Consider the following 25231-nt stretch of genomic DNA (forward strand, 5'->3'; position numbering starts at 1 on the left):
CATATGAAACGTAAAATAGTATACACGTGGATATTGTTGGCATTAGTTGTGGGACTTGCCTGGTACAATCATCAGTACTATTGTTATGGCTATCCTTTTTTAACCACTCTATCTGGTCTTTCTTACAAGTCCATAGGGAATAGAGGTAATGGACGACAAGTAAAAAAGCATGGTGAATGGATCGAGCTCTCTCTCGTCATGAAAGCAATACCTAAAAAAGGAGCAAAAGACAAGCAAAGTAGCCATACAGAAAGCATATTAATCAATAACCCGGAGCCTTTCTTCTTGCGATTTGATCAATCTTTTCAATCCAAATACAAGCAAATAGCTGAAATGATCAGTATGATGCAAGAAAACCAACGAATGGTTTTTAAGTGCGCTCCTCAATACTACCTGAAAGAAGAAAATCCAGAACGGTTGAAACAGATTTTAAAGGCGTTGCATGTACATAAGGATGATGAACTAGTAACGGATATTAAATTAAGTAAGATTATGACCGACCAAGCATACAACCAAATGGTAGAAACAGACCGTGCTGCACAACTAGCTAAAGATAAACAGCTTATTACCGACTATTTAGCTACGCGTCATATTAAGGCATCTTCAACTGATTCTGGTTTTTTTTATATCATTGATCAGCCTGCCGAGGCTACGACGCCTGTGGTTAAGGGTAAGACCATTAAAGTCCATTATACCGGTAGACTATTAGATGGTACTATTTTTGATACCAGTGTGGAAGAGGTGTCCAAGGCCAACAATCTCTACAATGAGACAAATTCCTACAAGCCATTTGTGTTTCAGGTAGGTGCTGGCGATGTTATTAAAGGATTGGATGAAGGTGTATTATTGCTCAAGAAGCATGAAAAAGCACGTTTTTTTATACCATCTACTTTAGCCTATGGCCCAGATGCTACAGGAAAGCCGTTTCCTGCAAATTCAATTCTATTATTTGAGGTTGAGGTCGTAGATGTCTGCTAGGTTAAGAGAAAGAATGTATATCCTATTTTTTGCTTGATCAACAAATAAGCAAAAATCAAATACTGATGCAAAAAGCTGCTGAAAGCACACTGGTAAAAACAGAAGTCACCTCGTGGCCTCTATCAAACTGATTTTCTTTTCAGCTATTAGATGTATTTTCTAGTCGTAACTTTTTACAAGAGGCGTTTTTTCTTGTTTTAAGGTTATTATATTGAGCTACATCTGATGCGCTTATTGATTATATTGGCCTATTATATGCACTATATAGCTTTATCTATTCTGATGTTATTTGCCTTGCAAGCAAGCAATTGTGGAAGGGGAAATAAACCACAACGGGCACAGAGTGCTCTGATTAGCGCTCTGCAAAAAGATAAACCTGAAAAAGTTAGCGCATGTTTGCGTCAAGATGCAGATCCCAATACTAAAGATGCAAATCATCATACGCCCTTACATTGGGCCTGTTATCTCAATAGAAGCAGTGATCTTATTAAGATGTTGCTTGATGCAGGTGCAGAGATAGATGCCAAAGATAAAGAGAGTAATACGCCCTTACATTGGGCCTGTGATTGGAATACAGAAGGTGATATTATTATTACAATGTTGCTTGATGCAGGTGCAAAGATAGATGCCAAAGATGGAGAGGGTAAGACGCCCTTAGATCGTGCATGGAGCCCACCTAATACACCCAATACATTTGCTATGAAACAATTGATTCAAAAAGCAGTAGATCAGAACAATCTAACGATTCGGGGAGAGGATAGAAAAACCTTATTGCACTATGCAGCTGCGTTAGAAGATAATAAAGATAAAGATAAAAATAAAGAAAGTCATAAAATAGTTGAGCAGTTATTGGCATTAAAATTAGATCCAAATGCAAAAGATGATAATGATTGTACGCCATTAGACTACGCTCAAAGCAGTAATGTTATAGTTCAGCTGCTATTACATAGTAGCAACTAATCCTATTTTATTGAGCATGATAAAAAATGCAAGGTACCATCATTATATATCTTATAGGAAAACCTGGAACAGGTAAATATACCATTGCCCAAGAATTGGCTCAATTTAAGTATATTGTTTGTGATAATCATTTGGTGGATAACCCTATTTTTACCATATTTAACTATGATGATTTTATGGAAGTTCCCCAACTTGCACGGGATGCTATAAAAAAGATAAAAAATACGGTTCTGTCGCTTCTATATTTTCGTTAGTAACGTCTTTTCTTTTAAGTGAAGTTTTGGATATATATTGCGTATTATTCGGCCATTAGCATAACAAAATTCTCAAAAGCGGCTCTGTCCACTTAAGTGTGTAAATTATTTTTTTGGTTTTATTCAATTCTGTTTTCAAATTTAATTAAAAAATGTGCCATAGCCTCGCTCCAGTTATGAATAGAGGTGGTCCATTTTCTAGTCATGTAGTTAATAATTAGATATAATGTTTTAAAAACAGCTAGATCGTTAGGGAACACTCTTTTATTTTTGATAACTCTACGAAATTGGCTATTTACAGATTCCAAACATTTGTTGTGTAAATGACCTTACGTATGGCATTAGGGTACTGTAAAAATACCATCAGATTATCCCAGTTAGCATACCAAGATTGGGCTATTTGTGGGTATTGTTGATTCCACTTAGTAGCAAAAGCTTCTAAGGCCATCAATGCTTCTTGCTCGGTAACTGCTGTATAAATTGGTTTTAAATCAGCAACTAATACCTTTCTATGTTTATAAGAAACATACTGCAAACTACCCCTAATTGCATGAACAATACAGAGCTGATGTTCCGTTTTTGGGTATACAGCAGCAATGGCCTCAGACATGCCTGACAAATTATCTGTACATGCAATGAGCATATCGTTCATACCCCGATTTTTGAGTTCTGTTAAATTGCCTAACCAAAATTTAGCCCCTTCATTTTCACTCATCCAAAGCCCTAAAACATCCTTTATGCCAGATCTATCTATACCTAAAGCGACATAGACTGCCTTGTTGATGATGCGCTTATCTTGTCTAACTTTAACTACAAAGCAATCAAAAAAAACAATAGAATAGACTGATTCTAAGGGACGATTTTGCCATATCTTAACATCTTCAATAACAGAGTCTGTGATGTTACTTATCAGGCTTTCACTTACTTCTGCGCCATATAATTCCTGTATTTGAATCTGAATATCTGACAGACTCATACCTTTAGCATATAATGCTTTTTCTACAAGACGCTTACTTAATTGTTTGAGTAAGCCGTCTTGATCAAAAAGTCTGGAAAGGTCTACACCTGATTCTATCAGTACATCTATGGCCTTGCTTATCCTATCTTTAACTGTCTCTTTTCTTTTCATTGTTTTAAGTGTTATGATTTAGGTAAAGATAAATCCTAAAAAATATTTATACACTTAAAACAAAAGACTCCGGGATTAGACGTATTGTGAACCAGTCATATATATATTAGTTATAGAAGGTTTTTTCTCTTTTAGTGCATAAGCTGTAATTCCAGCTATCAAATTGACTAGAAAATTAGGTATGCTTCTATGCCTGGAATGTTCTATCTGGCTAATATTTTTGAGCTGATCTATAATAGTTTCAATTATAGATCGTTTTCTAAGCATCAGTTTATCCCAGAGTGGCGTAAAAGCATTTTTCATATTTTTTCTGATCTGGGTAATGAGTTCCACGCCTTTCTCGATCAGTTTTTCAAATAAATCTTTGCTTATGTAACCTTTATCGGCAAACATTTTACCCATCAAGTGTTTATACAAATTTTCTACAGGAAGCCTATCATTAGTTTTACCTGTGGTCAGTTGAAAATTCATAATTTCTCCTAAATCATTGACTATCAAGTGCAAATTTAATCTAAAAAACCAACCGATGCTGGTTTTACCTTTAGTAGCAATCGATTTAAAAACCCTGTGCGTATAGGCTCTTTTGATATGGAAAACCTTGATGGCTGTTGCATCCATAAAATAACAACCTGTTTTTTTTAGCAAGACTTTGTGTAAAACAGTACAAGGGAACTAACGTTCTTTGGATCAGTTCTATAAATCTATTCTAGCTTACTAACTTTCCAAATTCACCAGAATGAAATTTCTGTAAATGAATATAATAAGACTTAAAATTTCTAAAACCAATCACATGAAAGGCAATAAGAATAGTCATTATTTCACTCAAAGTTAATGAACAAGTTCTAGTGGGTTTTCTTTTAGAATTGGTTAACAGTTGTTTTTCCATATACGGCATAAACTTTATGAGAAATTCATCAACAGCATAATATATTTCAACTAATTTTTCTACATTCATAACTGGCTCCTTTGGATAATCTGGTTAGTATTTTTTTATCTCCAAATTTAAAACACAAAGGAACTTTATTAAAGCTATTTTTTAACAAGCTAATCCCGAACTCAGGTATATAGACTATAAAATCTGACTTCCTTACATTGCTTGGATTTAAGATATAGAGTTCTTTGGAGTTGCCGAACTTTTAATGTTCCGTTCATAGCTTTAGGGCAATCAGACGTTCTCAACTCTTTTAAACTCGTTAACTGAAGTAGGGTCCCTTTCCTCTTGAGTGGTTTCCCAATCAATACGAACGGTATTATGGACCCCGCAGACTTCTGATATCACCCTTATTGATTTCGCTTTACTTATACAATAAAGTTTCCAGTGGCCTACTGGATTCATATCAGATCTCCCGGACTACGATGTGAAACATTCATAGCGTGCAACCCCTAACACCCCGGCACTTGTATGATGGTCATGGTCTATTTTTTACATCCTACTATCAGCCTTCCTGTAGCCACTAGACAGTCGGCAAATGCGCTTAAACGGTTAACGAGGCTAATTCGGGTTCACTTTTGTTGCAGCCCGCTATTTTGCAGATGCATTTAAAGGTAACTTAAACCTGTGAATCACCCCACAAATCCAACCTCCTGCTAGACTCCCGAAATAGACAAATTAGAGTCAGGGGACTTACACCCCATTTGTTGCACACCTGTGCCGGCGTGCAATGGCTGCAGACTTAAAACACTTAAAACTAAGCATAGGTTTTAGCCGTTTTTTGATAAACCTATGATCTTGTTCAACTCTATTATTCAAGTATTTGTTTTGAAATATTTGAATGGTATGATCTTGATCAAGTTCTGTATTGATCGTATCAAAGGCAGCTTTATTACTACTGCTTTTGTCAATTACTACTTTCTTAGGAATATTATTTTCTGTGATCGCCTTACGAAAAAAAGAAAAAGCTGCAGACTTGTCTCTATGCTCAGATAGAAAAAAGTTAACTGTATCATCATAACGATCTACTGCTCTATATAAATAGATCCACTTCCCGTTTAGTTTAACATAGGTTTCATCCATTCTCCAACTACCACCAACTGGTCGTTTTCTTTTGCTTACTGCTTCATCTATAAGAGGAACAAACTTAATAACCCATCTTTGTAGCGTAGAATGATCAACTCTTGCGCCTCTCATACGCATCATATCTTCCAAATCTCTATAGCTCAAGGAAAAACGACACTTCATCTAGACAAATAACAGGATGACTTCTGCTGAAGAACAATAGCCCTTAAAATAAGGTAATAATTTGGGCGAAATATTAAACATAATAACTACTTTTTTAATTTAATTACAGATACTAAAATAATCATTTTTTAGAATAAACGCGACAGAACCTTTTGCATCTGCCCTAAACAGATCTTGCGATTCGGCCACTATTATTTCAAATACTGCTTTTGTGGTCTGGGCTACTTTAAAGCGTTCGTCTATTCGGTGGCTCACTACCCATATGATCTGATCATTGCTTGTGACCACTAATACCTTGTTTTTGATAGCCATTGGTATTTTAAGGTCAATCAATAGATCACTGATCTTTTTACGCCCTTGCATGCCAAGGGGATAGAAAAGATCTCCAGCTTGCCATGGACGTATGATCAGCGGAAATTGCAACATATGGTAATCGAATGCGCCGATCATTACTGTTTTTTTTAGTATATAGTCGGCTCTATCGTAGGTTTGCAAATGCAAAGCATGACTGCCATATGCAATGGATTGTGTAGTCACGGTAACCAATGCCTGCTGAAACAGTGATCGTTTTTTCTTGCTTATCAGCCACTCTTTTCTATCTACATATAGCGTATAGCCCGTTGAGTGGATCCTCTTTCCACTGGTCATGGTGGCTGTGGTAAGCTTTTTAATTTGTTGAAAGGTAAAGCCATAAGGACGTAATAGCTCAAATGCGACAGTAGCTGCCCATGGCTGATGGACGATTGGGTCAATCGCTAGGTAATGGATTCCATCTTTAAAATGGCTTATCTCTTTTTTAATCTGAGCCAAATGGCCTTCGAAGAAGCTGCCTATGTCTTTTAATTTTGTAGCGGTTTCTTGAGTAGTTGTCTCAAAGTTTGGATTGACTTGGTGTAAAAGGGGAATAACTTTGTTGCGAATAAAATTTCTTTGATAGTGGTTACATCTGTTAGAGCTATCTTCGTGCCAATGCAGCTTTTCTTGTTGTGCATAATCTATTATTTCCTTTTTTCTAGCAAAAAGCAGGGGGCGTATGACCTGACCATGGAGAGGTTGTATGCCATAAAACCCCCTAATACCCGTGCCTTTAATAAAGTTTAATAGGATGGTTTCAATGGCATCGTCCCAATGGTGTGCCGTAGCGACTTGATGCCATCCATGTTGTTGCAGCAGTTTATCAAAAAATTGGTAGCGTAAGCTTCTAGCAGCCATTTGTATGGAAACTTTGTGGTGGCATGCAAAAGTGGTGGTGTCAAATTGAGTACTACAAAAAGGTACTTGATAGGATTCCGCTAACGCTTTTACAAATGCAGTTGTAGCTGCTGCTTCTGCGCCACGTAAATTAAAATTGCAATGGGCAATAGCAAAAGGCAAGCAAGCCTGTTTGAACAGGTGAGCGAGTACTACAGAATCTACCCCACCACTTACTGCTAAAAGGGTAGTTTGGTGTCTACCTACGATCAGTTGTTCGCGCTGTAGAAAGTCTAAAAAAGATGCTAACATGGATCTAAAATTGGAGCACCAACCATAGGTAGAAAATATGCCATCATTGTTTCTTTTACACCCAAGGAATCATAGATCAAGCAGTATAGTTGCTAAATTATATGTAAATTTATTCTAAAGTTAGGGAAAATGTATCCTGTCCTAGCTATTCAAGGGTATATGGTCAGATCAGTGGTAAGAAAGGAATATATATGCTACTTTTTGCTTGATGCTGAGCCCGTTCTTTTTTTTGTTTGTTGCGTAACATGGCCATACTGGCTAAACGGATACATTTAAGGTAGTATTAGGTTGTTTTAACGCGTTATTTAAAGCATATGGCAGAGTTCATTAGGATGCCTAAGATGAGTGATACTATGCACCAAGGTATCATAAGCCGTTGGGTAAAGCAGGTGGGGGATAAGGTGGTGGCAGGTGATATACTTGCTGAAGTAGAGACAGACAAGGCTACTATGGAGTTGGAGGCGTATGAAGAGGGCACATTGTTGTATATAGGTGTAGCAGACAAATCAGCGGCACGGGTGAATGATATTATTGCCATTATAGGGGACGCGGAAGAAGATATTAGCGCTTTTCTTGCTTCTACTGCTTCTATAGATGGGGCTACTGATAGGAGTGTAGCACTGCCATCTGTTCCAGTTGTAGATAGCCCAGTAGTAGAACCTGCCGGTCATACCCAACCCTTTCTGCTTTCAGATCGATTTTTTGCTTCGCCCTTGGCTAAAAAAATAGCAAAAGAAAAGGGATATGATATTACACAGATTCAGGGATCTGGTGAAGCAGGGCGGGTGGTTAAAAAGGATGTGATCCATTTTGTCCCTCATCGATTGCACCAAGATTACATGGATGCACAGTCGACTGAACCATCCTATCAAGACCTGCCAATTTCTGCTATGCGTCAGACCATAGCCAAAGTTCTGACAGAAAGTAAAATGAACATTCCCCATTTCTACTTGACAGTTGGCATCAATATGAATAAAATCGTTGCGCTGCGCACAGAGCTGAACCACCATGCGGCAACAAAAATTTCTATTAATGATCTGATCATTAAGGCTGCTGCCTTAGCACTTGCCCAACATCCAAAAGTAAATGTTGTATGGTTAACCGATAAGATTAGAAGTTACCAGGATGTGCATATAGGTGTAGCGGTAGCAGTTGAAGAGGGGGTAATCGTTCCTGTAGTCCGTTTTGCAGACCGAAAACCACTGATAGCAATTAGTAAAGAAGTAAAAGTACTGTTTGAGCAGGCACAACAGAAAAAACTGACTGCTCAAGATACTACAGGTGCTACTTTTACTATTTCAAATTTAGGCATGTTGGGTATAAAATCCTTTTCAGCTATTATTAACCCACCAGCGGCTTGTATTTTAGCGGTTGGTGCGGTTCAGCAGATACCTATTATTCAAGATAATCAGGTTATTCCTGCGCACATGTTACAGGTTACCTTATCTTGTGACCATCGTGTGGTCGATGGTTCAGTGGGCGCATTGTTTTTATCCACCTTAAAAGCATTGTTGGAAAAACCATTTAGTTTATTGCTATAAACTTATTTAGCTTAAAATAATCATATGACCCAAGTTCAATCGACCACCGTTTTAGCGATGATGCACAATGGAGCGGTAGTCATTGGTGCAGATGGCCAGGCTACATTTGGCCATACGGTTGCCAAACATAATGTTAAAAAGGTAAGAAAGCTCTTTGGAGGAAAAATTTTAGCCGGTTTTGCAGGTTCTACAGCTGATGCCTTTACCTTACTAGAACGTTTTGAGGAAAAACTGCAAAGTTATCACGGCAATATGAAGCGATCGGCCATTGAATTGGCTAAGGATTGGCGTACAGATCGTATCCTTAAACGGTTGGAAGCGATGTTGGTAGTGGCCAATCGAGAAGCGCTATTAATGGTTACGGGTACAGGTGATGTGTTGGAACCAGATTACCCTTTAGCAGCTATTGGATCGGGCAGTATGTATGCACAATCGGCTGCCATGGCTTTGATGAAACATGCGCCTCATTTAACCGCTATGGAAATGGTCCGAGAAAGCTTGACCATAACAGCAGATATTTGTATCTATACCAACCACAACTTTGTCTTTGAAGCATTGCAGAATGAAGATAGCAAAAACGATTGATGCAATAGGTTTATAAAGCATGGTTCAACAAAAAAATTTGTATGCAGCTTCTATTGTACCGCATTATTTTCCTGAACTGTCACCAGCCCAAATAGCGCTTTTTCATCGTCTAGGTCCTATTTATGCCTATTGGAATGAAACCCTCAATCTTATATCTCGTAAAGATATAGACCATCTTTATCTCCACCATGTCTTGCATGCGTTGGCTATTGCTAAGGTAACTACTTTTTCTGCCCATAGTAAGATTTTAGATTTTGGAACAGGAGGAGGCTTTCCTGGTATTCCTTTGGCGATTGTCTTTCCAGAGGTGGATTTTCATTTAGTGGATGCTACTGCAAAAAAGATAAAAGCAGTACAAGAAATTATAACCACCCTTGGGTTGAACAATATTACAGTCTCTTGGGTAAGAGGAGAGACCTTAAAGGGGGCGTATGATTTTATAGTGGGCAGAGGCGTTACCAATCTAAACTTGTTCTATAGTTGGGTAAAAGATAAAATAGCTAAGGAAAGCAAAAATAGCTTATATAATGGTATACTCTACCTGAAGGGCGCGCCATTTGAAACCTTGCCATTATCTATGGATCTATATCCCCTTCAGCAGTATTTTACCGAGTCTTTTTTTAAAGAAAAATATTTGGTGCATGGGTACATGATATAATTTATCATTGTATGCATTTAGACAATAGTGTGGGCTTAAAGATTTATCCCTTAATAAATAAACCTAAATTATAAGGCATTTATATGACATTCTTGCTTGATCAAAAGTACCTATTCACCGGTATGGCCATGCTACAAAAAAATAAGAAACTGCCCCTTATAAAAAGTTATGATAGGAAAGTGCACCTTGCAGCTGAAAAGAAAAACCTTGTGAGCATAGGATCTTTTCACGTTACAAACCTTGATAGCCGTTCCATCCATAAAGTAACAGCCTGTTTTCATTTTGGAAAGACTTTTTGTAAAAAAGTAAAAAGGAAGCACTGTGCTCTGAACCAGAGCTATTAATCTACTATAGCTTACTAACGTGAGTTCGGGATTAGATTATTTTTTCATTTGATAATCAATATTAATGAAAATTTATAAAATTTGTTTTATAGACAGTTAAATAGGTAGTTTAATAACAAATAATTCTGATAATCAGTTTATTATATATATTATATTTATAGAATTAGATATAAAAACTTGTTAAATAGGTGCAAATATTAACTAAATAATTGATATTAAATTGTTATAAATCAGTCAAATAAATCCCGAACTCACGTTTAGTAGCTAGCCAAAATCATTAGCATGAAACTGTTGTAAATGAAGATAATAAGATTTAAAATTTCTAAAACCAATTACATGAAAGGCAATAAGAACAGTCATTATTTCACTCAAAGTTAATGAACAAGTTCTAGTGGGTTTTCTTTTAGAGTTGGTTAACAGTTGTTTTTCCATATACGGCATAAACTTTATGAGAAATTCATCAACAGCATAATATATTTCAACTAATTTTTCTACATTCATAACTGGCTCCTTTGGATAATCTGGTTAGTATTTTTTTATCTCCAAATTTAAAACACAAAGGAGCTTTTTAAAGCTATTTTTTATTTTCTAATCCAAAACGCACGTTATTATATTTGTGTTAGCCACCTGGCAACCTTGTATCTTAAAAATAGAAATCACTTATGTCCACCAAAGATATTGTATACATTGCGCTATTCGCTGGAATATTTGCTGTTTTAGCAGTAATTCCCCCCATATTATTACCCTTTAATCCAGTTCCAATAACCGCCCAATCTTTAGGACCTATGTTAGCAGGTAGCATTTTAGGCGCTAAGAGAGGCGCTTTGGCCGCTACTTTATTTATAACCATCATGGCAACTGGGCTGCCTATTATGGCAGGTGGACATGGTGGAATAGGCGTTATCATGGGACCATCTGGTGGTTTTATACTTGGTTTCCCTGCTTCTGCATATGTTATTGGCTTATTATTTGAAAGGAATTGGAATAGACTGAATCTAGGTTGGGCCTTTATAAATATCCTATTGGGTGGGATTATTGTGCTCTATATTTTGGGTCTATTATGGATTAGTATACTATTTGATATTCAGTTATATAAAGCTTTTTTATCTTCTTTTATATTTATTCCAGGGGATATCATTAAGGCCATGATTGCAGCTACTACCTCAATAGTCATTAAAAAATCTTATCCTTTGATTAAAGTTTAACGCTAGGTAATATTGAGCATATGAGATGGTGAAAATAGAAAATGTAAGTGTCTCCTTTGACGGCTTCTATGCTTTAAAAGGTATTAATGTAACATTACATGAAAAAAGGATTGGCATTATAGGTTCAAATGGTAGTGGTAAAAGTACGTTTGCTAGGCTTATAAATGGATTGCAGCTTCCATCTAAAGGGAAAGTGCAAATTGATTATCTATCTACTTGTAAAAATGGTAAAGCCATTAGACGTAAAGTAGGATTTATTTTTCAAAATCCTGATCATCAAATTATATTTCCAATAGTAGAAGAAGATATTGCATTTGGCCTTAAAAATATCGGTTATAATAAGATAGAAATTAACCAGGCGATTCATGATTTGCTCATTGCCTATGGTCTATCTCACCTAAGATATAGAAAATCACATCTGCTTAGTGGAGGTGAAAAGCAACTTTTAGCCATTTTGTCTGTTCTGGTTATGGAGCCTACCTATATTGTATTTGATGAACCAACCACGTTTTTGGATCTGAAAAATAAGAGAAAAATACTTCAAGTAATAGACGAACTCCAGCAAACCATTATAATGGTTACGCATGACCTAGATCTGTTGGCTCATTTCGACCGTGTACTGGTTTTTGACCAAGGAGGCTTAGTTGTAGATGATATCCCTTCTGTCTCTATAAAAGGCTATCAAAATCTAATATATGATCAATTGTAAAATATACATTAAGAAATTTTGTAGGATAGACCCTAAATGGAAGCTCATGCTGCTTATACTAGTAGCGAGTTTATCTTTTATAGTATATGATTGGCGTTTTTACCTAGTAAATCTGCTTATAACCTTTTCTTTAAGTTGCTTAACGCATAGTACTTATAAGCAATTGCTTAAGCCAATAAGGTCTTATTTTTACCTATTGATTATAATTTTCGTGCTGCATTCCATTTGGGGGGATTGGGTAGATGGCATAAAGGTGATACTCAGATTATGTAACATTGTAATGTTTGCTTCATGGATCCTATTGACCACATCTAGTTCAGATATGATTGAGGGATTAACGGCTTTACTAAAGCCATTATCATATATTGGGGTAAAGCCTACTGAGGTTGGCCTTTCTTTTGCGCTAGCCGTACGTTTTACTCCACTGATCATCGATACCTTTAAGGAAGTAAAAATAGCTCAAAAAGCAAAAGGAATAGATAAAAATTTTATAGCCATACTTATTCCTTCAATTATAAAAACCATAAAAATGGCAGATGATATAGCGGAAGCCATAGAGGCTCGATCCTGCGAATAAGGTCTGGTTCTGTCGCTTCTATATTTTCGTTAGTAACGTCTTTTCTTTTAAGTGAAGTTTTGGATATATATTGGTTATTATTCGGCCACTAGCATAACAAAATTCTCAAAAGTAGAAAGATGATTTTTAGCTCCGATTACTTGTCCTTTTTGAATCATAGGAATGTTTTCTATCCCTGCAATGGTCTAGAGTAAAGAAATGGTTGGACCACTTAAAATTAAGCATATCTATTGCTTCTGATTGCTCGCAATACAGTAGCTGACTAACTTGATTCTTCATTGTTTACCCATTCCCTTCTCATCCCAAGGTACGTTCAGTTTTCCCGAATACGGCGGTCCGACAGTCTTCTTCATAAACCTTGCACAACTCTCTCAGGATAGTTAATCATTCCACTACCAATGTACAACATCCCCATTGTATAGAGTTTGCTATTGGGATAGCTTTGCCACCCACACCCACGGCCTTTTCTTCTATGGGTTAAGTATCTGCGAAATCGGTTATTAATAACCTGAGTTCGGGATTAGCTTGTTAAAAAATAGCTTTAAAAAGCTCCTTTATGTTTTAAATTTGGAGATAAAAAAATACTAACCAGATTACCCAAAGGAGCTAGTTATAAATGTAGAAAAGTTAGTTGAAATATATTATGCTGTTAATGAATTTCTCATAAAGTTTATGCCGTATATGGAAAAACAACTGTTAACCAACTCTAAAAGAAAACCCACTAGAACTTGTTCATTAACTTTGAGTGAAATAATGACTGTTCTTATTGCCTTTCATGTGATTGGTTTTAGAAATTTTAAGTCTTATTATATTCATTTACAGCAATTTCATTCTAGTAAATTTGGAAAGTTAGTAAGCTAGAATAGATTTATAGAACTGATCCAAAGAACGTTAGTTCCCTTGTACTGTTTTACACAAAGTCTTTCTAAAACAAAAACAGGTTGTTATTTTATGGATGCAACAGCCATCAAGGTTTGCCATATCAAAAGAGCCTATACGCACAGGGTTTTTAAATCGATTGCTACTAAAGGTAAAACCAGCATCGGTTGGTTTTTTGGATTAAAGTTGCACTTGATAGTCAATGATTTAGGAGAAATCATGAATTTTCGACTGACCACAGGTAAAACTAATGATAGGCTTCCTGTAGAAAATTTATGTAAACACTTCATGGGTAAAATGTTTGCCGATAAAGGTTACATAAGCAAAGATTTATTTAAAAAACTGATCGAGAAAGGCGTGGAACTCATTACCCAGATCAGAAAAAATATGAAAAATGCTTTTATGCCACTCTGGGATAAACTGATGCTTAGAAAACGATCTATAATTGAAACTATTATAGATCATCTCAAAAATATTAGCCAGATAGAACATTCCAGGCATAGAAGCATACCTAATTTTCTAGTCAATTTGATAACTGGAATTACAGCTTATGCACTAAAAGAGAAAAAACCTTCTATAACTAATATATATATGACTGGTTCACAATACGTCTAATCGGAAGTGTTCTATAAACTGTGTCAAGGCGATAAAAAGTTATAAATTAATTAAATAAACATTAAAGGTTTTAGACATGGAAGAAAATAAGGACAATTCCTATGTTGGTTTAGTAGATTACAAATTTCTGGAGGAAAATATTTTGTGCTCTATCCGTTTAGGTAAGCCTTTAACAGGAAAAGGTGGTGCTTTAACGCCTCTGATAAAAAAGCTTCTAGAGGCAAGTCTAGAAGGTGAAATGGCACACCATTTATCTAGTGATTCAACAGAAAATAATAGAAGAAATGGAAAAAGCTCTAAAACTTTACGTACAAGTTCTGGTTCCTTTGATCTGCTAACTCCTAGGGATAGGACAGGTAGTTTCGATCCACAAATAGTTAAAAAGCGTCAAACAAGCCTACATCCTGAGCTGGAAAGCAAGATCTTAAGCATGTTTTCTAGTGGTATGAGCTATAAATCTATAGCCGTTTATGTTGAAGAGATCTATGATCATAAAGTATCAGCTGCTGAAATATCATCTATTACAGATAGCTTGTTACCGATAATAAATGAATGGCGTAACCGCCCTCTTCAATCAGTTTATCCGATAGTTTTCATGGATGGGATATTTTTTAAGGTAAAAGAAGATGGCAGATGTGTAAGCAAATGCATGTATACCTTATTAGGCATAGATCAAGAGGGTAAAAAAGAAGTATTGGGATTTTATTTGTCTGAAAGTGAGGGGGCTAACTTCTGGTTGGGTGTACTTAACGAGCTTAAGGAAAGAGGTGTAGAAGATATCCTTATTGCCTGTGTTGATGGCCTAAAAAGCTTTCCTTCAGCCATAAATAGCGTTTTCCCTAATGCACAAGTGCAGGTCTGTGTAGTACATCAGATACGAAACTCACTCAAGTATGTAGCTATCAAAGACGTAAAACGTTTTTTAACTGATTTAAAGCAAATATATCAAGCTTCAAGTAAGGAAGTTGCTGAGCATTATCTATTGGAATTAGAAGAAAAATGGGGGGGGAAGTATCCAATGGTTACCAAATCTTGGCAAAATAATTGGGAACATTTGTCTGGTTATTTTAAGTATTCAGATCCTGTCAGAAGGCTAATTTATACCACCAATCCTATAGAAAGCTTGCATAGGCAGATTAGGAAGTTTACCAAGACAAAACGTTTACCAGTATAAATGCTTTGTATAAATTAGTATATTGTGCCATAAAGAAGATCGAGGATAAATGGACTATTCCGCTGCGAAACTGGGCGCTGACTATATCTCAGATAGACATCTTTTTTCCCGGTAGATTAAAAGAGACGTTGAGATGAACAGGAGATGTGAAACAGTTTATAAAACACTTCCGAAAAGCCTTTACTAACGGAAATGTAGACGCGACAGAACCACTCTTCCTAGTCCTCGGAACCTCTTGTATATAGAATATTTAGATTTTTAAACATTATGCTATAAACATAAGTAATAGATGAACGCTCTAGAACTTATAACGTAGACTTTCTTGAGTATTCTTGAAAGCAAGGAAACGCACTACCATAGGTTTTTTCTAGTAAGCCAGCTGTAAAAACCTCTTTTGTATCACCAGAAGCTATAAGTGTATGGTTGAGCAACACCAGCCAATCAAAATAGCTATGTACGGATCCCAAGTCATGGTGTACGACCACAATCGTTTTCCCTGCTGCCACCATGTTTTTTAAAAGTGTAATAACCATTTTTTCTGTAGTAACATCTATACCTGTAAACGGTTCGTCCATAAAATACAATTCTGCATCTTGTGCCAATGCTCTCGCTAAAAATACGCGCTGCTGTTGTCCTCCAGATAGAGCTCCAATTTGTCGCTTGGCAAGATGGGCCATGCCCAACTTTTCTAAGCAATGCATAGCTACTGCTTTATCTCTTTTGTTAGGCCATTGAAAAAATCCCAATCTATTATACCTACCCAAAAGCGCAATGTCAAACACAGAAGCAGGAAAGTCCCAATCTACTGACTCTTTTTGGGGGACATAACTAATACGTCTTCTTACCTTGTGGATAGGTTCCCCAAATAATTTTATTTCACCCGTTTGACAAGGAATAAGCCCCATAGCAGCTTTCAGTAGGGTAGATTTACCTGCTCCATTGGGACCTATTATTCCAATAATTTTATGTGGTGGCAAACCAAAACTAACTTTTTCCAGCACAATTTTGCCCTTTGTATAGCCAACGGTTAAGTCTTTTATGCTTACGCTATACGCTTCTACCTGCATCATGCTTATTTCAGTGCATTAACAATCGTTGTGGCATTGGAACGGACCATGCCACAATAGGTTCCTTCTATAGTATCAGATGCACCTAGTGCATCAGAATAGAGGCAGCCTCCTACCACTACCTTATGCCCATAATGGGCACAACCCTCTACTACAGCCTGCATGGATTTATCTGAAACAGAAGTTTCAAAAAAAACTGCTTTAATATTTCGTTCTATAACAAGCTCTACAATATTTTTAATGTTTTTTAACCCAGATTCAGGTATAGTAGAAACGCCTTGTAAACCAACTACTTCTATATTATACGCCTTGCTAAGGCAACCAAAAGCATCATGTGCTATGATCAGTACCCGCTGTTTTGCTCGAATAGATTGAATTTGGGTAGTAACTGATTGATGTAATTGCTTTAGTGCTTCTATATAAGCCAACGTATTATTTTGATAGTAAGCCGCTGATACGGGTCTTGCTTCTTGTAGCTTTTGACCGATAAAACTGACTACCTGTTTCCATAGTCTTACATCAAACCAGATATGGGGGTCTACCCCAATGGGACCGTATAGCAGCTCTGTTTTATTGAGGGCCTCACTAACCGCATAAGCTTTCCTTTCTTTAGACATTCTTTGCAATAGATCTGTCATTTTATCCTCTAAATCAAGACCATTGTAAAATATTATATGCGCGCGCCTAAGCTGTTGCACATCTTTTTGGGTAGTTTGATATATATGAGGATCTATACCAGGTCCCATCAAATTCACTACTTGGGCATCCTCCTTCACAATGTTTTTAATAGCATCTCTCAAGATGTCTGTCGTGGTTAAAATACAAGAGGATAGGATCAAACAAGAAAATAGACAAAAAGCTTTATACGAATTTAATAATATGCATCTAGTAAAATTTTCTATCATACAGAATATTATGTTTAACACTACATACCCATTGATAGCCTATTGCTATAGGCTACTCGATCTTTTCTATCGCTTAGATAAGTCGACCCAATAATGCGATTGCACTTCTTTGTAATTTTATAAGTGGGCAATGCAAAGCTAACTTTTTCCTTATAAATTTTTGCTATTTGTAAAGATGAATTATTATATCTTTATGCTTCTCTTAGATATCATATTTATGATAGTGCATTGACAATCGTTTTAGCATTGGCACTGACCATGCCACAATAGGTTACTTCTAGCGTATTAGGTGCACCCAGTGCATCAGAATAGAGGTAGCCCCCTACCCTTACTTTATGGCTGTAACGGGCACAACCTTCTACTACAGCCCGCATGGACTTATCTGAAACAGAAGTTTCAAAAAAAACTGCTTTAATATTTCGTTCTATAATAAGCTTTACAATGCGCCTAATATCTTTTAACCCGCACTCAGATGCAGTAGAAATACCCTGTAAACCAACTACTTCTATATCATAAGCCTTTCCAAAGTAACCAAAAGCATCATGTGCAGTAATCAATACCCGTTGTTTCTTTGGAATGGATTGGATTTGGGCAACAACCGATTGATGTAATTGCTCTAGTACTTCCATATAAGTCAACGTATTATTTTGATAATAAGCCGCTGATTCAGGCTTTGCTGCTTGAAGTTTTTGACTGATAAAACCAATCACCTGTTTCCATAGCTTTACATCAAACCAGATATGGGGGTCTACTCCGATAGAACCGTCGCATAGTAGCTGTGTTTTATTGAGGGCATCACTAGCCGCATACACCTTCCTTGCTTTGGCCATTTCTTTCAATAGATTATTCATTTTGCCTTCCAAATCAAGGCCATTATAAAAGATTATATGCGCATGCATAAGCTGCTGTACATCTTTTTGAGTAGTTTGATAGGTATGAGGGTCTATACCAGGTCCCATTAGGCTGACTACACGCGCATCCTCTTTTACAATGTTTTCAACAGCGTCTCTGAGCATACCCGTGGTGGTTAAAATGGTAAATGGTTCGTCTGGAGTATGATCAACACACGAAAATAGGCTTAACCCAAAAAACAAATAAACCATCTTATACCTATTGGACGATAGGTACCTAATAAAAGCTATCATACAATACTATAAAGTTATTAAAATATGATCTGTTATCTTACGAGATATATTAATTTTATGCTGGTTATCAATAGTTACATCCATAGATTCATCAAATTGAATTTTTTCAACAACGGTTATTTTAGATCCCAAATAGATATTTCTTTTACCCAGATATTGTAAAAAGGGGGCTGAATCATCTTTAATGGCACTTACTATACCACTTGCTCCCTCAGATAGATCTGTCATTAATAATCTGGGCTTAACTATAATGTTTCCATCAGCATTTGGAATCACTATACCATGAGGGTTGCAATAGGGGTTGCCTAGAAAATTGTCCAGCCGATTTATCAGTATATTGGAGTCAATATGCTCTAGTTGTTCTGCGATCTCGTCTATTTCACTCCATCCAAACTTTAGTTTATCTACTAAGAAAACCTCCCACAGCAAATGTTTTCTTAGAATCTTTATAGCAGATTGTTTCCCTGTTTCTGTCAAAGTTACACCTTGGTATTTTCGGTAGACAACCAGCCCTTTGCTATGTAGTTTCTGCATCATATCGGTAATGGATGCAGCACTGGTCTGTAAAAACTCCGCCATGGCCGTAGTGGAAACCAATGTTTCTTTCCTTTCCGAAAGCATATAAATGGCTTTTAAATAATTCTCTTCTGCATGTGTACGTTTCATAACTATTGGGTTTAGTCAAATTTAAATAAATATTTAGACCTATCTAAATATCAATGCCCCCTCTCGATTTTAGATTGTATAGCTTACAGATTGAGACTTGTATAAAAAAATATTTAGACTAGACTAAATATTTTTAAATTTAATAATCAAACCAAAATATAATCTCTGTGCGCCAAGCGAAATGCTTATAAACTAATAACGTGAGTTCGGGATTTATTTGAGTGATTTACAACAATTTAATATCAATTATTTAGTTAATATTTGCACCTATTTAACAAGTTTTTATACCTAATTTTATAAATATAATATATATAATAAACTGATTACCAGAATTATTTGTTATTTAACTATTTATTTAACTGTCTATAAAACAAATTTTATAAATTTTCATTGATATTGATTATCAAATGAAAAAATAATCTAATCCCGAACTCAGGTTAATAGTTGAAAGAGCTATACAAGAAGTATGACCTACTACACTTGTTATCGAGTCTTGGGCTATAATTGGTAACAACTATAGTTAAGCGTAGACAGAGGTTTTGTCGCTTCTATATTTTCGTTAGTAAAGGCTTTTCTTTTAAGTGAAGTTTTGGATATATATTGGGTATTATTCGGCCATTAGCATAACAAAATTCTCAAAAATAGAAAGATGATTTTTAGCTCCGATTACTTGTCCTTTTTGAATCATAGGAATGTTTTCGGTTTTGTCGCGTTTATTCTAAAAAATCATTATTTTAGTATCTGCAGTTAAAAAAGTAGTTATTATGTTTAATATTTCGCCCAAATTATTACCTTATTTTAAGGGCTATTGTTCTTCAGCAGAAGTCATCCTGTTATTTGTCTAGATGAAGTATTGTTTTTCCTTGAGCTATAGAGATTTGGAAGATATGATGCGTATGAGAGGCGCAAGAGTTGATCATTCTACGCTACAAAGATGGGTTATTAAGTTTGTTCCTCTTATAGATGAAGCAGTAAGCAAAAGAAAACGACCAGTTGGTGGTAGTTGGAGAATGGATGAAACCTATGTTAAACTAAACGGGAAGTGGATCTATTTATATAGAGCAGTAGATCGTTATGGTGATACAGTTAACTTTTTTTTATCTGAGCATAGAGACAAGTCTGCAGCTTTTTCTTTTTTTCGTAAGGCGATCACAGAAAATAATATTCCTAAGAAAGTAGTAATTGACAAAAGCGGTAGTAATAAAGCTGCCCTTGATACGATCAATACAGAACTTGATCAAGATTATACCATTCAAATATTTCAAAACAAATACTTGAATAATAGAGTTGAACAAGATCATAGGTTTATCAAAAAACGGCTAAAACCTATGCTTAGTTTTAAGTGTTTTAAGTCTGCAGCCATTGCACGCCGGCACAGGTGTGCAACAAATGGGGTGTAAGTCCCCTGACTCTAATTTGTCTATTTCGGGAGTCTAGCAGGAGGTTGGATTTGTGGGGTGATTCACAGGTTTAAGTTACCTTTAAATGCATCTGCAAAATAGCGGGCTGCAACAAAAGTGAACCTAAATTAGCCTCGTTAAGCCGTTTAAGCGCATTTGCCGACTATCTAGTGGCTACAGGAAGGCTGATAGTAGGATGGAAAAAATAGACCATGACCATCATACAAGTGCCGGGGTGTTAGGGGTTGCACGCTATGAATGTTTCACATCGTAGTCCGGGAGATCTGATATGAATCCAGTAGGCCACTGGAAACTTTATTGTATAAGTAAAGCGAAATCAATAAGGGTGATATCAGAAGTCCGCGGGGTCTATAATACCGTTCGTATTGATTGGGAAACCACTCAAGAGGAAAGGGACCCTACTTCAGTTAACGAGTTTAAAAGAGTTGAGAATGTCTGATTGCCCTAAAGCTATGAACGGAACATTAAAAGTTCAGCAACTCCAAAGAACTCTATATCTCAAATCCAAGCAATGTAAGGAAGTCAGATTTTATAGTATATATGATAAAATTTATCTAAAAGATGTACTTTGGGAAGCTTGGCGTCAAGTCAAAGCAAATCAAGGTTCAGCAGGGATTGATGGTAAAAGCATAAGTGATATAATAGATCAAGGTGAGGCAAAGATTATCAATAAATTGCAGCAGCAACTACGCGCAAAGCTATACAAATTTACCTCAAGCAGGTTGGTAGAAATACCCAAAGCTAAAGGTGGAACAAGGCCACTAGAGGTAATGACCGTAGAAGATCTCATAGTGCTCACAGCAATGAAAATAGTCATTGAACCGATCTTCGAAGCTGATTTTCATGAATGTTCATACGGCTATAGACCGAAACGAGGAGCCAAACAAGCGAGTTTAGTGATCCGAGAAGATCTATACCAGCAGGCATGGGGCGTAGTTGAGATTGATTTTCAATCATACTTTACTAGCATCTCACACGAAAAGTTATTAAAACTTATTAGTAAAAGGATAGCAGATGGCAGTATGTTGAAGCTAATTAAACAAACCCTAACAACGTCAATAGTAAAACAAGGTAAAATTACATGCAAGAAAGTTGGAGTACCGCAAGGATCACCAATATCACCGTTGTATAGTAATCTACCTAAATGTTATAGACCAAGTGTGGCACTCAAGGGGGTATCCAGAAAAGCTAAGCGCAACCTTGCATAGGTATTGTGATGATGCAATTTTGGTATGTCGTAAGAGTGCTAGCTTAGCGCTGGAGAAATTCACAGAATTAGTAAAGAGGTTATCGCTCATTATTAACCACCAAAAGACACGAATAACGAAACTGAAAGAAGGCTTTAACTTCATAGGTTTTTACTTTGTAAAAAGAAAGAGTTCAACAAGTGGCAGAAATAGCATTTATGTATTTCCAACGAAACAATCCCAACAAAGCATCTGTAACAGACTAAAATACCTGACTTGTAGAAGAGCACTAATCAAACCTCAAACATTCATCGAGCAAATAAAACCAGTAGTGTTAGGATGGGTTAACTATTTTAAACATACGAATGCGAGTGAAGCTTTTGTTAGATTGCAGGACTTTATTAATAACCGATTTCGCAGATACTTAACCCATAGAAGAAAAGGCCGTGGGTGTGGGTGGCAAAGCTATCCCAATAGCAAACTCTATACAATGGGGATGTTGTACATTGGTAGTGGAATGATTAAGTATCCTGAGAGAGTTGTGCAAAGTTTATGAAGAAGACTGTCGGACCGCCGTATTCGGGAAAACTGAACGTACGGTGGGATGAGAAGGGAATGGGTAAACAATGAAGAATCAAGTTAGTCAGCTACTGTATTGCGAGCAATCAGAAGCAATAGATATGCTTAATTTTAAGTGGTCCAACCATTTCTTTACTCTAGACCATTGTAGAGATAGAAAACATTCCTATGATTCAAAAAGGACAAGTAATCGGAGCTAAAAATCATCTTTCTACTTTTGAGAATTTTGTTATGCTAATGGCCGAATAATAACCAATATATATCCAAAACTTCACTTAAAAGAAAAGACGTTACTAACGAAAATATAGACGCGACAGAACCCGGATACAAACTAGAAAACAATACGTCTAAATATTATTTATAATTAATATTATATTATCTCATAATCAGAATAAAAAATAAAAATATTAAATCTTTACTTTAATATTTACAGCTATATATACCCCATTTTTAATCCCTTTAATCGAGTATGAAGCTGAATAAAATATTGTAAAAAAAATATATAAACTCATTATCATATATATATGTGTAATTGTAAATCTCTTACTTTAACATGTAGGGTTTAAAAAAGGTGGTCGAAACTACTATTGTATAGTATCATCTTTTTTCTTAAAATTGAGGTTAAATACCTAAAGATTAGGTTGCTTTACATTTAGAAGGTTGAAACTATGAACAGGGAACAGCCACTTATTAACCGACTTGTACTTTACTTTTTTAGAGGATTGCTATTGATTATTCCATTAGGTGGAACGCTTTATTTAATTTCAGTGATATTGCTGAAAATAGATGGATTTGTTAGCCTTAGCATTCCAGGTCTGGGCATGTTCATTATAGTGGCCTCTATAACGTTATTAGGATATATAGGTACTACCTTATTAGTTAAGTCAGTATTTGGATTTACAGAAGGACTAATCAAAAAAGTTCCCTTTATTCGTGCGCTCTATTCTTATTTAAAAGATTTTACTTCAGCTTTTGTAAACAGCAAAGGAAAGTTTGATAAGCCTGTTATCATTCTAACGAATAAAACCACTCAGATCTATAGGATAGGGTTTATTACAAAAGAATCGTTAGAAGTACTTTCTATGCCTAATCATGTAGCGGTTTATCTCCCTAATGCTTATGATTTGGCTGGCATCCTTATTATTGTTCCTGCAGAATTGGTTACACCTTTGGATTTGCCTGGTTCTGAAGTGATGAAGTTTAACTTTTCTGGAGGGATCACACCACTAAAAAATACCGATGGTTAAGAAGATATTCCAGATTTGGATAAAGTAGTATAGCAGCAGGCTATATGAAACTAAAGTGGTTATTTTAAAGCACTTTTTTGCACGGTCCATTTTTTTTGCAATATTGCGATGCGGCTACAGTCCGTAACGCATGGGAAGTATGTTTTATTTCTAGGAGGGTTGGCAGAGTGGTTTAATGCAACGGTCTTGAAAACCGTGGTGCTTTTAACGGTACCGAGGGTTCGAATCCCTCACCCTCCTCCATAGAAGTTTATTAACGTGAGTTCGGAATTTATTTGAGTGATTTACAACAATTTAATATCAATTATTTAGTTAATATTTGCACCTATTTAACAAGTTTTTATATCTAATTTTATAAATATAATATATATAATAAACTGATTATAAGAATTATTTGTTATTCAACTACCTATTTAACTGTCTATAAAACAAATTTTATAAATTTTCATTGATATTGATTTTCAAATGAAAAAATAATCTAATCCCGAACTCACGTTATTAAGTAAATATATGCCAAAGATACGTAGCTTGCATTAATTTTAGCGAAAGGTTATTATTACCTAAACTAATACAACCAGAACTTTTTGTAAAACATTCTAGAAATGCCCAACTCAAGAAGGGTGGGATGGGATTATTAAACCTTACTTACGAAGTAAAGTAGCGTTTTAATGTGGTTGCTAAAGTGAGATACAAGTCTAAGGGGTTTGTTATAGGTTGGCCTGTTAAGAAGTGTTTTTTAATAAGTTTAGCAGGAAAATGGATGGTCCATTTGCTATAATTTCTACTCGTCCCCATTGACTAGTTATAGAGCAATCATTGTATTATGTTTTTGTAATTTTTTTATTAGAAGTGCTAATATATCAGGGGAATGAGCATAAAAATTACTTTTTTTGCTTGATCAAAAAGTAGCCCAAAAATCAAGCACAACCACCTTTTTGATCTTATCCAACGGAGTTATTCCCTATAGAGGTTTACCAACAGGAGACAGACAAATGGATTAATCCACATCAGGAGGGATATGAAAAACCAATCTTGGACAAAAAGATGCAACAATCTTATGTCAAAAATTTACATAAAGGTCTTTTTGCCACTGCATCTCCTTGGGATCAAGCCTACGTTAAACAGGTTCTGCAAACAGACATCTGGGCTAGCGAAAAAAAACAGTTTACAATATTTTCTAATCAGGATGATCTATCGCAAGCCAAATGGTATGGCCTTAAATTTATACTTTATCCACACAAAAAGATACAAAATATAGCCGATACCATCCCCTTAGACAAACTGAAAAGATTATCCTTTCATAAAGAAAACAGGGCAATAACCACTAAGAATTTAGCCGCAAGAAGCCTACCTACAACAGATATTTATGTGCGCAGCATTATGCCGGGCTATGGCTATCCGCTTGACAAGCTACAAGCTTCTGCGCTCTTTATTGGTACCCCTATTTATATTATAAACCAAACGAAAGATAAACGCTGGTCGCTTGTTATAACACCAGACTTTATTGTATGGGTTGAAAGCAAGGGAGTAGCCTATACCAATGATCGCTTTATTGAAAAGTGGAAATCTATTGCAAAAGAAAAGCTTGCTGCGATTATACAAACAGATACAGCTTTAGTCAATCAACAAGGAAGCTATTTAGCAACAGCTTATATTGGCACATTGTTTCCAGCACTTAGTGCTATCAACCTAAGTTCGGGATTAGCTTGTTAAAAAATAGCTTT

20 protein-coding genes, 1 tRNA gene and 9 pseudogenes are annotated in these 25231 nt (G+C 35.9%); 19 read left to right on the forward strand and 11 right to left on the reverse strand.

Going from position 1 to position 25231, the window contains the following annotated elements; genetic code table 11:
• The first annotated feature begins 33 nt into the window (after nt 1-33).
• From NBW36_RS02550 to NBW36_RS02560, 3 genes are all read left to right on the forward strand, one after another.
• The gene (locus NBW36_RS02550; RefSeq protein ID WP_250239009.1) at nt 34-978 is read left to right on the forward strand and encodes an FKBP-type peptidyl-prolyl cis-trans isomerase; all 945 of its coding nucleotides are present in this window, start codon (nt 34-36) and stop codon (nt 976-978) included.
• 225 nt (nt 979-1203) lie between these two features.
• Entirely contained in the window at nt 1204-1938 is a 735-nt protein-coding gene (locus tag NBW36_RS02555) for an ankyrin repeat domain-containing protein (RefSeq protein WP_250239011.1), read from the forward strand.
• Between the two features lie 26 nt (nt 1939-1964).
• The gene (locus NBW36_RS02560) at nt 1965-2192 is read left to right on the forward strand and encodes a DEAD/DEAH box helicase family protein (RefSeq protein WP_250239013.1); all 228 of its coding nucleotides are present in this window, start codon (nt 1965-1967) and stop codon (nt 2190-2192) included.
• Between the two features lie 119 nt (nt 2193-2311).
• Here NBW36_RS02560 and NBW36_RS02565 read toward each other — a convergent pair.
• From NBW36_RS02565 to tilS, 5 genes and pseudogenes are all read right to left on the reverse strand, one after another.
• A pseudogene (locus NBW36_RS02565) lies at nt 2312-3321 on the reverse strand (IS256 family transposase).
• Between the two features lie 75 nt (nt 3322-3396).
• Nucleotides 3397-4276, reverse strand: a pseudogene (locus NBW36_RS02570) (IS982 family transposase).
• A gap of 101 nt (nt 4277-4377) precedes the next feature.
• Nucleotides 4378-4500, reverse strand: coding sequence for a hypothetical protein (locus NBW36_RS05460; protein ID WP_256465598.1), 123 nt, complete (start codon nt 4498-4500; stop codon nt 4378-4380).
• Between the two features lie 481 nt (nt 4501-4981).
• Nucleotides 4982-5581: pseudogene (locus tag NBW36_RS02575) on the reverse strand (IS6 family transposase); the annotation flags it as partial.
• Between the two features lie 18 nt (nt 5582-5599).
• Nucleotides 5600-7003 carry a tRNA lysidine(34) synthetase TilS gene (tilS, locus tag NBW36_RS02580; protein ID WP_250239017.1) on the reverse strand — a complete coding sequence of 468 codons (1404 nt, stop codon included), beginning with the start codon at nt 7001-7003 and terminating at the stop codon, nt 5600-5602.
• Nucleotides 7004-7317: 314 nt separating this feature from the next.
• Here tilS and NBW36_RS02585 point away from each other — a divergent pair, with 314 nt between their 5' ends.
• From NBW36_RS02585 to NBW36_RS05695, 4 genes are all read left to right on the forward strand, one after another.
• Complete coding sequence (locus NBW36_RS02585; RefSeq protein WP_250239019.1) at nt 7318-8544, forward strand: dihydrolipoamide acetyltransferase family protein; 1227 nt, start codon at nt 7318-7320, stop codon at nt 8542-8544.
• A gap of 24 nt (nt 8545-8568) precedes the next feature.
• The gene (hslV, locus tag NBW36_RS02590; protein ID WP_250239021.1) at nt 8569-9129 is read left to right on the forward strand and encodes an ATP-dependent protease subunit HslV; all 561 of its coding nucleotides are present in this window, start codon (nt 8569-8571) and stop codon (nt 9127-9129) included.
• Between the two features lie 19 nt (nt 9130-9148).
• Nucleotides 9149-9787 carry a 16S rRNA (guanine(527)-N(7))-methyltransferase RsmG gene (gene rsmG, locus NBW36_RS02595; protein WP_250239023.1) on the forward strand — a complete coding sequence of 213 codons (639 nt, stop codon included), beginning with the start codon at nt 9149-9151 and terminating at the stop codon, nt 9785-9787.
• A gap of 122 nt (nt 9788-9909) precedes the next feature.
• Nucleotides 9910-10131: a hypothetical protein gene (locus NBW36_RS05695; RefSeq protein ID WP_439099484.1), complete on the forward strand. Its 222-nt coding sequence runs from the start codon at nt 9910-9912 to the stop codon at nt 10129-10131.
• A 270-nt stretch (nt 10132-10401) separates the two neighbouring features.
• Here the strand turns inward: NBW36_RS05695 and NBW36_RS02605 are convergent.
• Nucleotides 10402-10632, reverse strand: a pseudogene (locus NBW36_RS02605) (IS982 family transposase); the annotation flags it as partial.
• Between the two features lie 161 nt (nt 10633-10793).
• Between NBW36_RS02605 and NBW36_RS02610 the strand changes: the two are divergent.
• From NBW36_RS02610 to NBW36_RS02620, 3 genes are read left to right on the forward strand one after another with little or no spacing between them, the layout of a single operon-like run.
• Nucleotides 10794-11336, forward strand: a complete 543-nt coding sequence (locus NBW36_RS02610) for a biotin transporter BioY (RefSeq protein WP_250237533.1) — start codon at nt 10794-10796, stop codon at nt 11334-11336.
• A 25-nt stretch (nt 11337-11361) separates the two neighbouring features.
• Nucleotides 11362-12045 (forward strand): energy-coupling factor ABC transporter ATP-binding protein, encoded by a 684-nt coding sequence (locus NBW36_RS02615; protein ID WP_250237535.1) that lies wholly within the window; start codon nt 11362-11364, stop codon nt 12043-12045.
• Nucleotides 12032-12622 (forward strand): energy-coupling factor transporter transmembrane component T family protein, encoded by a 591-nt coding sequence (locus tag NBW36_RS02620; protein ID WP_250237537.1) that lies wholly within the window; start codon nt 12032-12034, stop codon nt 12620-12622. The genes NBW36_RS02615 and NBW36_RS02620 overlap by 14 nt, the downstream gene beginning before the upstream one ends.
• Before the next feature lie 77 nt (nt 12623-12699).
• On the opposite strand, the pseudogene NBW36_RS02625 reads toward NBW36_RS02620, so the two are convergent.
• Nucleotides 12700-12807 (reverse strand): annotated as a pseudogene (locus NBW36_RS02625) (IS6 family transposase); the annotation flags it as partial.
• 427 nt (nt 12808-13234) lie between these two features.
• Here NBW36_RS02625 and NBW36_RS02630 point away from each other — a divergent pair.
• Together NBW36_RS02630 and NBW36_RS02635 are read left to right on the forward strand one after the other, a co-directional pair.
• Nucleotides 13235-14116 (forward strand): annotated as a pseudogene (locus NBW36_RS02630) (IS982 family transposase).
• Between the two features lie 76 nt (nt 14117-14192).
• Nucleotides 14193-15427, forward strand: a pseudogene (locus NBW36_RS02635) (IS256 family transposase).
• A gap of 168 nt (nt 15428-15595) precedes the next feature.
• On the opposite strand, the gene NBW36_RS02640 reads toward NBW36_RS02635, so the two are convergent.
• From NBW36_RS02640 to NBW36_RS02655, 4 genes are all read right to left on the reverse strand, one after another.
• Nucleotides 15596-16360, reverse strand: coding sequence for a metal ABC transporter ATP-binding protein (locus NBW36_RS02640; RefSeq protein WP_250237539.1), 765 nt, complete (start codon nt 16358-16360; stop codon nt 15596-15598).
• A gap of 2 nt (nt 16361-16362) precedes the next feature.
• Nucleotides 16363-17262 (reverse strand): metal ABC transporter solute-binding protein, Zn/Mn family, encoded by a 900-nt coding sequence (locus tag NBW36_RS02645; protein WP_256465562.1) that lies wholly within the window; start codon nt 17260-17262, stop codon nt 16363-16365.
• Between the two features lie 215 nt (nt 17263-17477).
• Nucleotides 17478-18365: a metal ABC transporter solute-binding protein, Zn/Mn family gene (locus NBW36_RS02650; RefSeq protein WP_250237543.1), complete on the reverse strand. Its 888-nt coding sequence runs from the start codon at nt 18363-18365 to the stop codon at nt 17478-17480.
• A 48-nt stretch (nt 18366-18413) separates the two neighbouring features.
• A complete protein-coding gene (locus tag NBW36_RS02655; RefSeq protein WP_250237546.1) occupies nt 18414-19073 on the reverse strand; it encodes a metal-dependent transcriptional regulator in 660 nt (219 codons plus the stop codon).
• A 764-nt stretch (nt 19074-19837) separates the two neighbouring features.
• Here NBW36_RS02655 and NBW36_RS05570 point away from each other — a divergent pair.
• From NBW36_RS05570 to NBW36_RS02690, 7 genes and pseudogenes are all read left to right on the forward strand, one after another.
• Nucleotides 19838-20437, forward strand: a pseudogene (locus NBW36_RS05570) (IS6 family transposase); the annotation flags it as partial.
• Between the two features lie 488 nt (nt 20438-20925).
• Nucleotides 20926-21702 carry a reverse transcriptase domain-containing protein gene (locus NBW36_RS05575; RefSeq protein WP_250237548.1) on the forward strand — a complete coding sequence of 259 codons (777 nt, stop codon included), beginning with the start codon at nt 20926-20928 and terminating at the stop codon, nt 21700-21702.
• Nucleotides 21653-22237, forward strand: a complete 585-nt coding sequence (locus tag NBW36_RS05580; protein ID WP_250237550.1) for a group II intron maturase-specific domain-containing protein — start codon at nt 21653-21655, stop codon at nt 22235-22237. The genes NBW36_RS05575 and NBW36_RS05580 overlap by 50 nt, the downstream gene beginning before the upstream one ends.
• A gap of 164 nt (nt 22238-22401) precedes the next feature.
• Nucleotides 22402-22509 (forward strand): annotated as a pseudogene (locus NBW36_RS05585) (IS6 family transposase); the annotation flags it as partial.
• A gap of 419 nt (nt 22510-22928) precedes the next feature.
• Entirely contained in the window at nt 22929-23507 is a 579-nt protein-coding gene (locus NBW36_RS02680; RefSeq protein ID WP_250237552.1) for a DUF502 domain-containing protein, read from the forward strand.
• A gap of 153 nt (nt 23508-23660) precedes the next feature.
• Nucleotides 23661-23750 (forward strand) — tRNA-Ser (locus NBW36_RS02685).
• Between the two features lie 801 nt (nt 23751-24551).
• On the forward strand, nt 24552-25220 hold the full coding sequence (locus tag NBW36_RS02690; RefSeq protein WP_338140488.1) for an SH3 domain-containing protein: 669 nt from the start codon (nt 24552-24554) through the stop codon (nt 25218-25220).
• Nucleotides 25221-25231 lie beyond the last annotated feature (11 nt).

Source organism: Cardinium endosymbiont of Oedothorax gibbosus, from assembly GCF_936981045.1.
GTDB lineage: Bacteria > Bacteroidota > Bacteroidia > Cytophagales > Amoebophilaceae > Cardinium.

Excerpts from the sequence above, each read along its gene's own strand:
- NBW36_RS02555 (WP_250239011.1), top strand. The coding sequence starts at position 1,204 with ATGCGCTTATTGATTATATTGGCCTATTATATGCACTATATAGCTTTA.
- NBW36_RS02560 (WP_250239013.1), top strand. The coding sequence starts at position 1,965 with ATGCAAGGTACCATCATTATATATCTTATAGGAAAACCTGGAACAGGT.
- tilS (WP_250239017.1), bottom strand. The coding sequence starts at position 7,003 with ATGTTAGCATCTTTTTTAGACTTTCTACAGCGCGAACAACTGATCGTA.
- NBW36_RS02585 (WP_250239019.1), top strand. The coding sequence starts at position 7,318 with ATGGCAGAGTTCATTAGGATGCCTAAGATGAGTGATACTATGCACCAA.
- hslV (WP_250239021.1), top strand. The coding sequence starts at position 8,569 with ATGACCCAAGTTCAATCGACCACCGTTTTAGCGATGATGCACAATGGA.
- rsmG (WP_250239023.1), top strand. The coding sequence starts at position 9,149 with ATGGTTCAACAAAAAAATTTGTATGCAGCTTCTATTGTACCGCATTAT.
- NBW36_RS05695 (WP_439099484.1), top strand. The coding sequence starts at position 9,910 with ATGGCCATGCTACAAAAAAATAAGAAACTGCCCCTTATAAAAAGTTAT.
- NBW36_RS02610 (WP_250237533.1), top strand. The coding sequence starts at position 10,794 with ATGTCCACCAAAGATATTGTATACATTGCGCTATTCGCTGGAATATTT.
- NBW36_RS02615 (WP_250237535.1), top strand. The coding sequence starts at position 11,362 with ATGGTGAAAATAGAAAATGTAAGTGTCTCCTTTGACGGCTTCTATGCT.
- NBW36_RS02620 (WP_250237537.1), top strand. The coding sequence starts at position 12,032 with ATGATCAATTGTAAAATATACATTAAGAAATTTTGTAGGATAGACCCT.
- NBW36_RS02640 (WP_250237539.1), bottom strand. The coding sequence starts at position 16,360 with ATGATGCAGGTAGAAGCGTATAGCGTAAGCATAAAAGACTTAACCGTT.
- NBW36_RS02645 (WP_256465562.1), bottom strand. The coding sequence starts at position 17,262 with ATGATAGAAAATTTTACTAGATGCATATTATTAAATTCGTATAAAGCT.
- NBW36_RS02650 (WP_250237543.1), bottom strand. The coding sequence starts at position 18,365 with ATGGTTTATTTGTTTTTTGGGTTAAGCCTATTTTCGTGTGTTGATCAT.
- NBW36_RS02655 (WP_250237546.1), bottom strand. The coding sequence starts at position 19,073 with ATGAAACGTACACATGCAGAAGAGAATTATTTAAAAGCCATTTATATG.
- NBW36_RS05575 (WP_250237548.1), top strand. The coding sequence starts at position 20,926 with ATGTCTGATTGCCCTAAAGCTATGAACGGAACATTAAAAGTTCAGCAA.
- NBW36_RS02680 (WP_250237552.1), top strand. The coding sequence starts at position 22,929 with ATGAACAGGGAACAGCCACTTATTAACCGACTTGTACTTTACTTTTTT.
- NBW36_RS02690 (WP_338140488.1), top strand. The coding sequence starts at position 24,552 with ATGCAACAATCTTATGTCAAAAATTTACATAAAGGTCTTTTTGCCACT.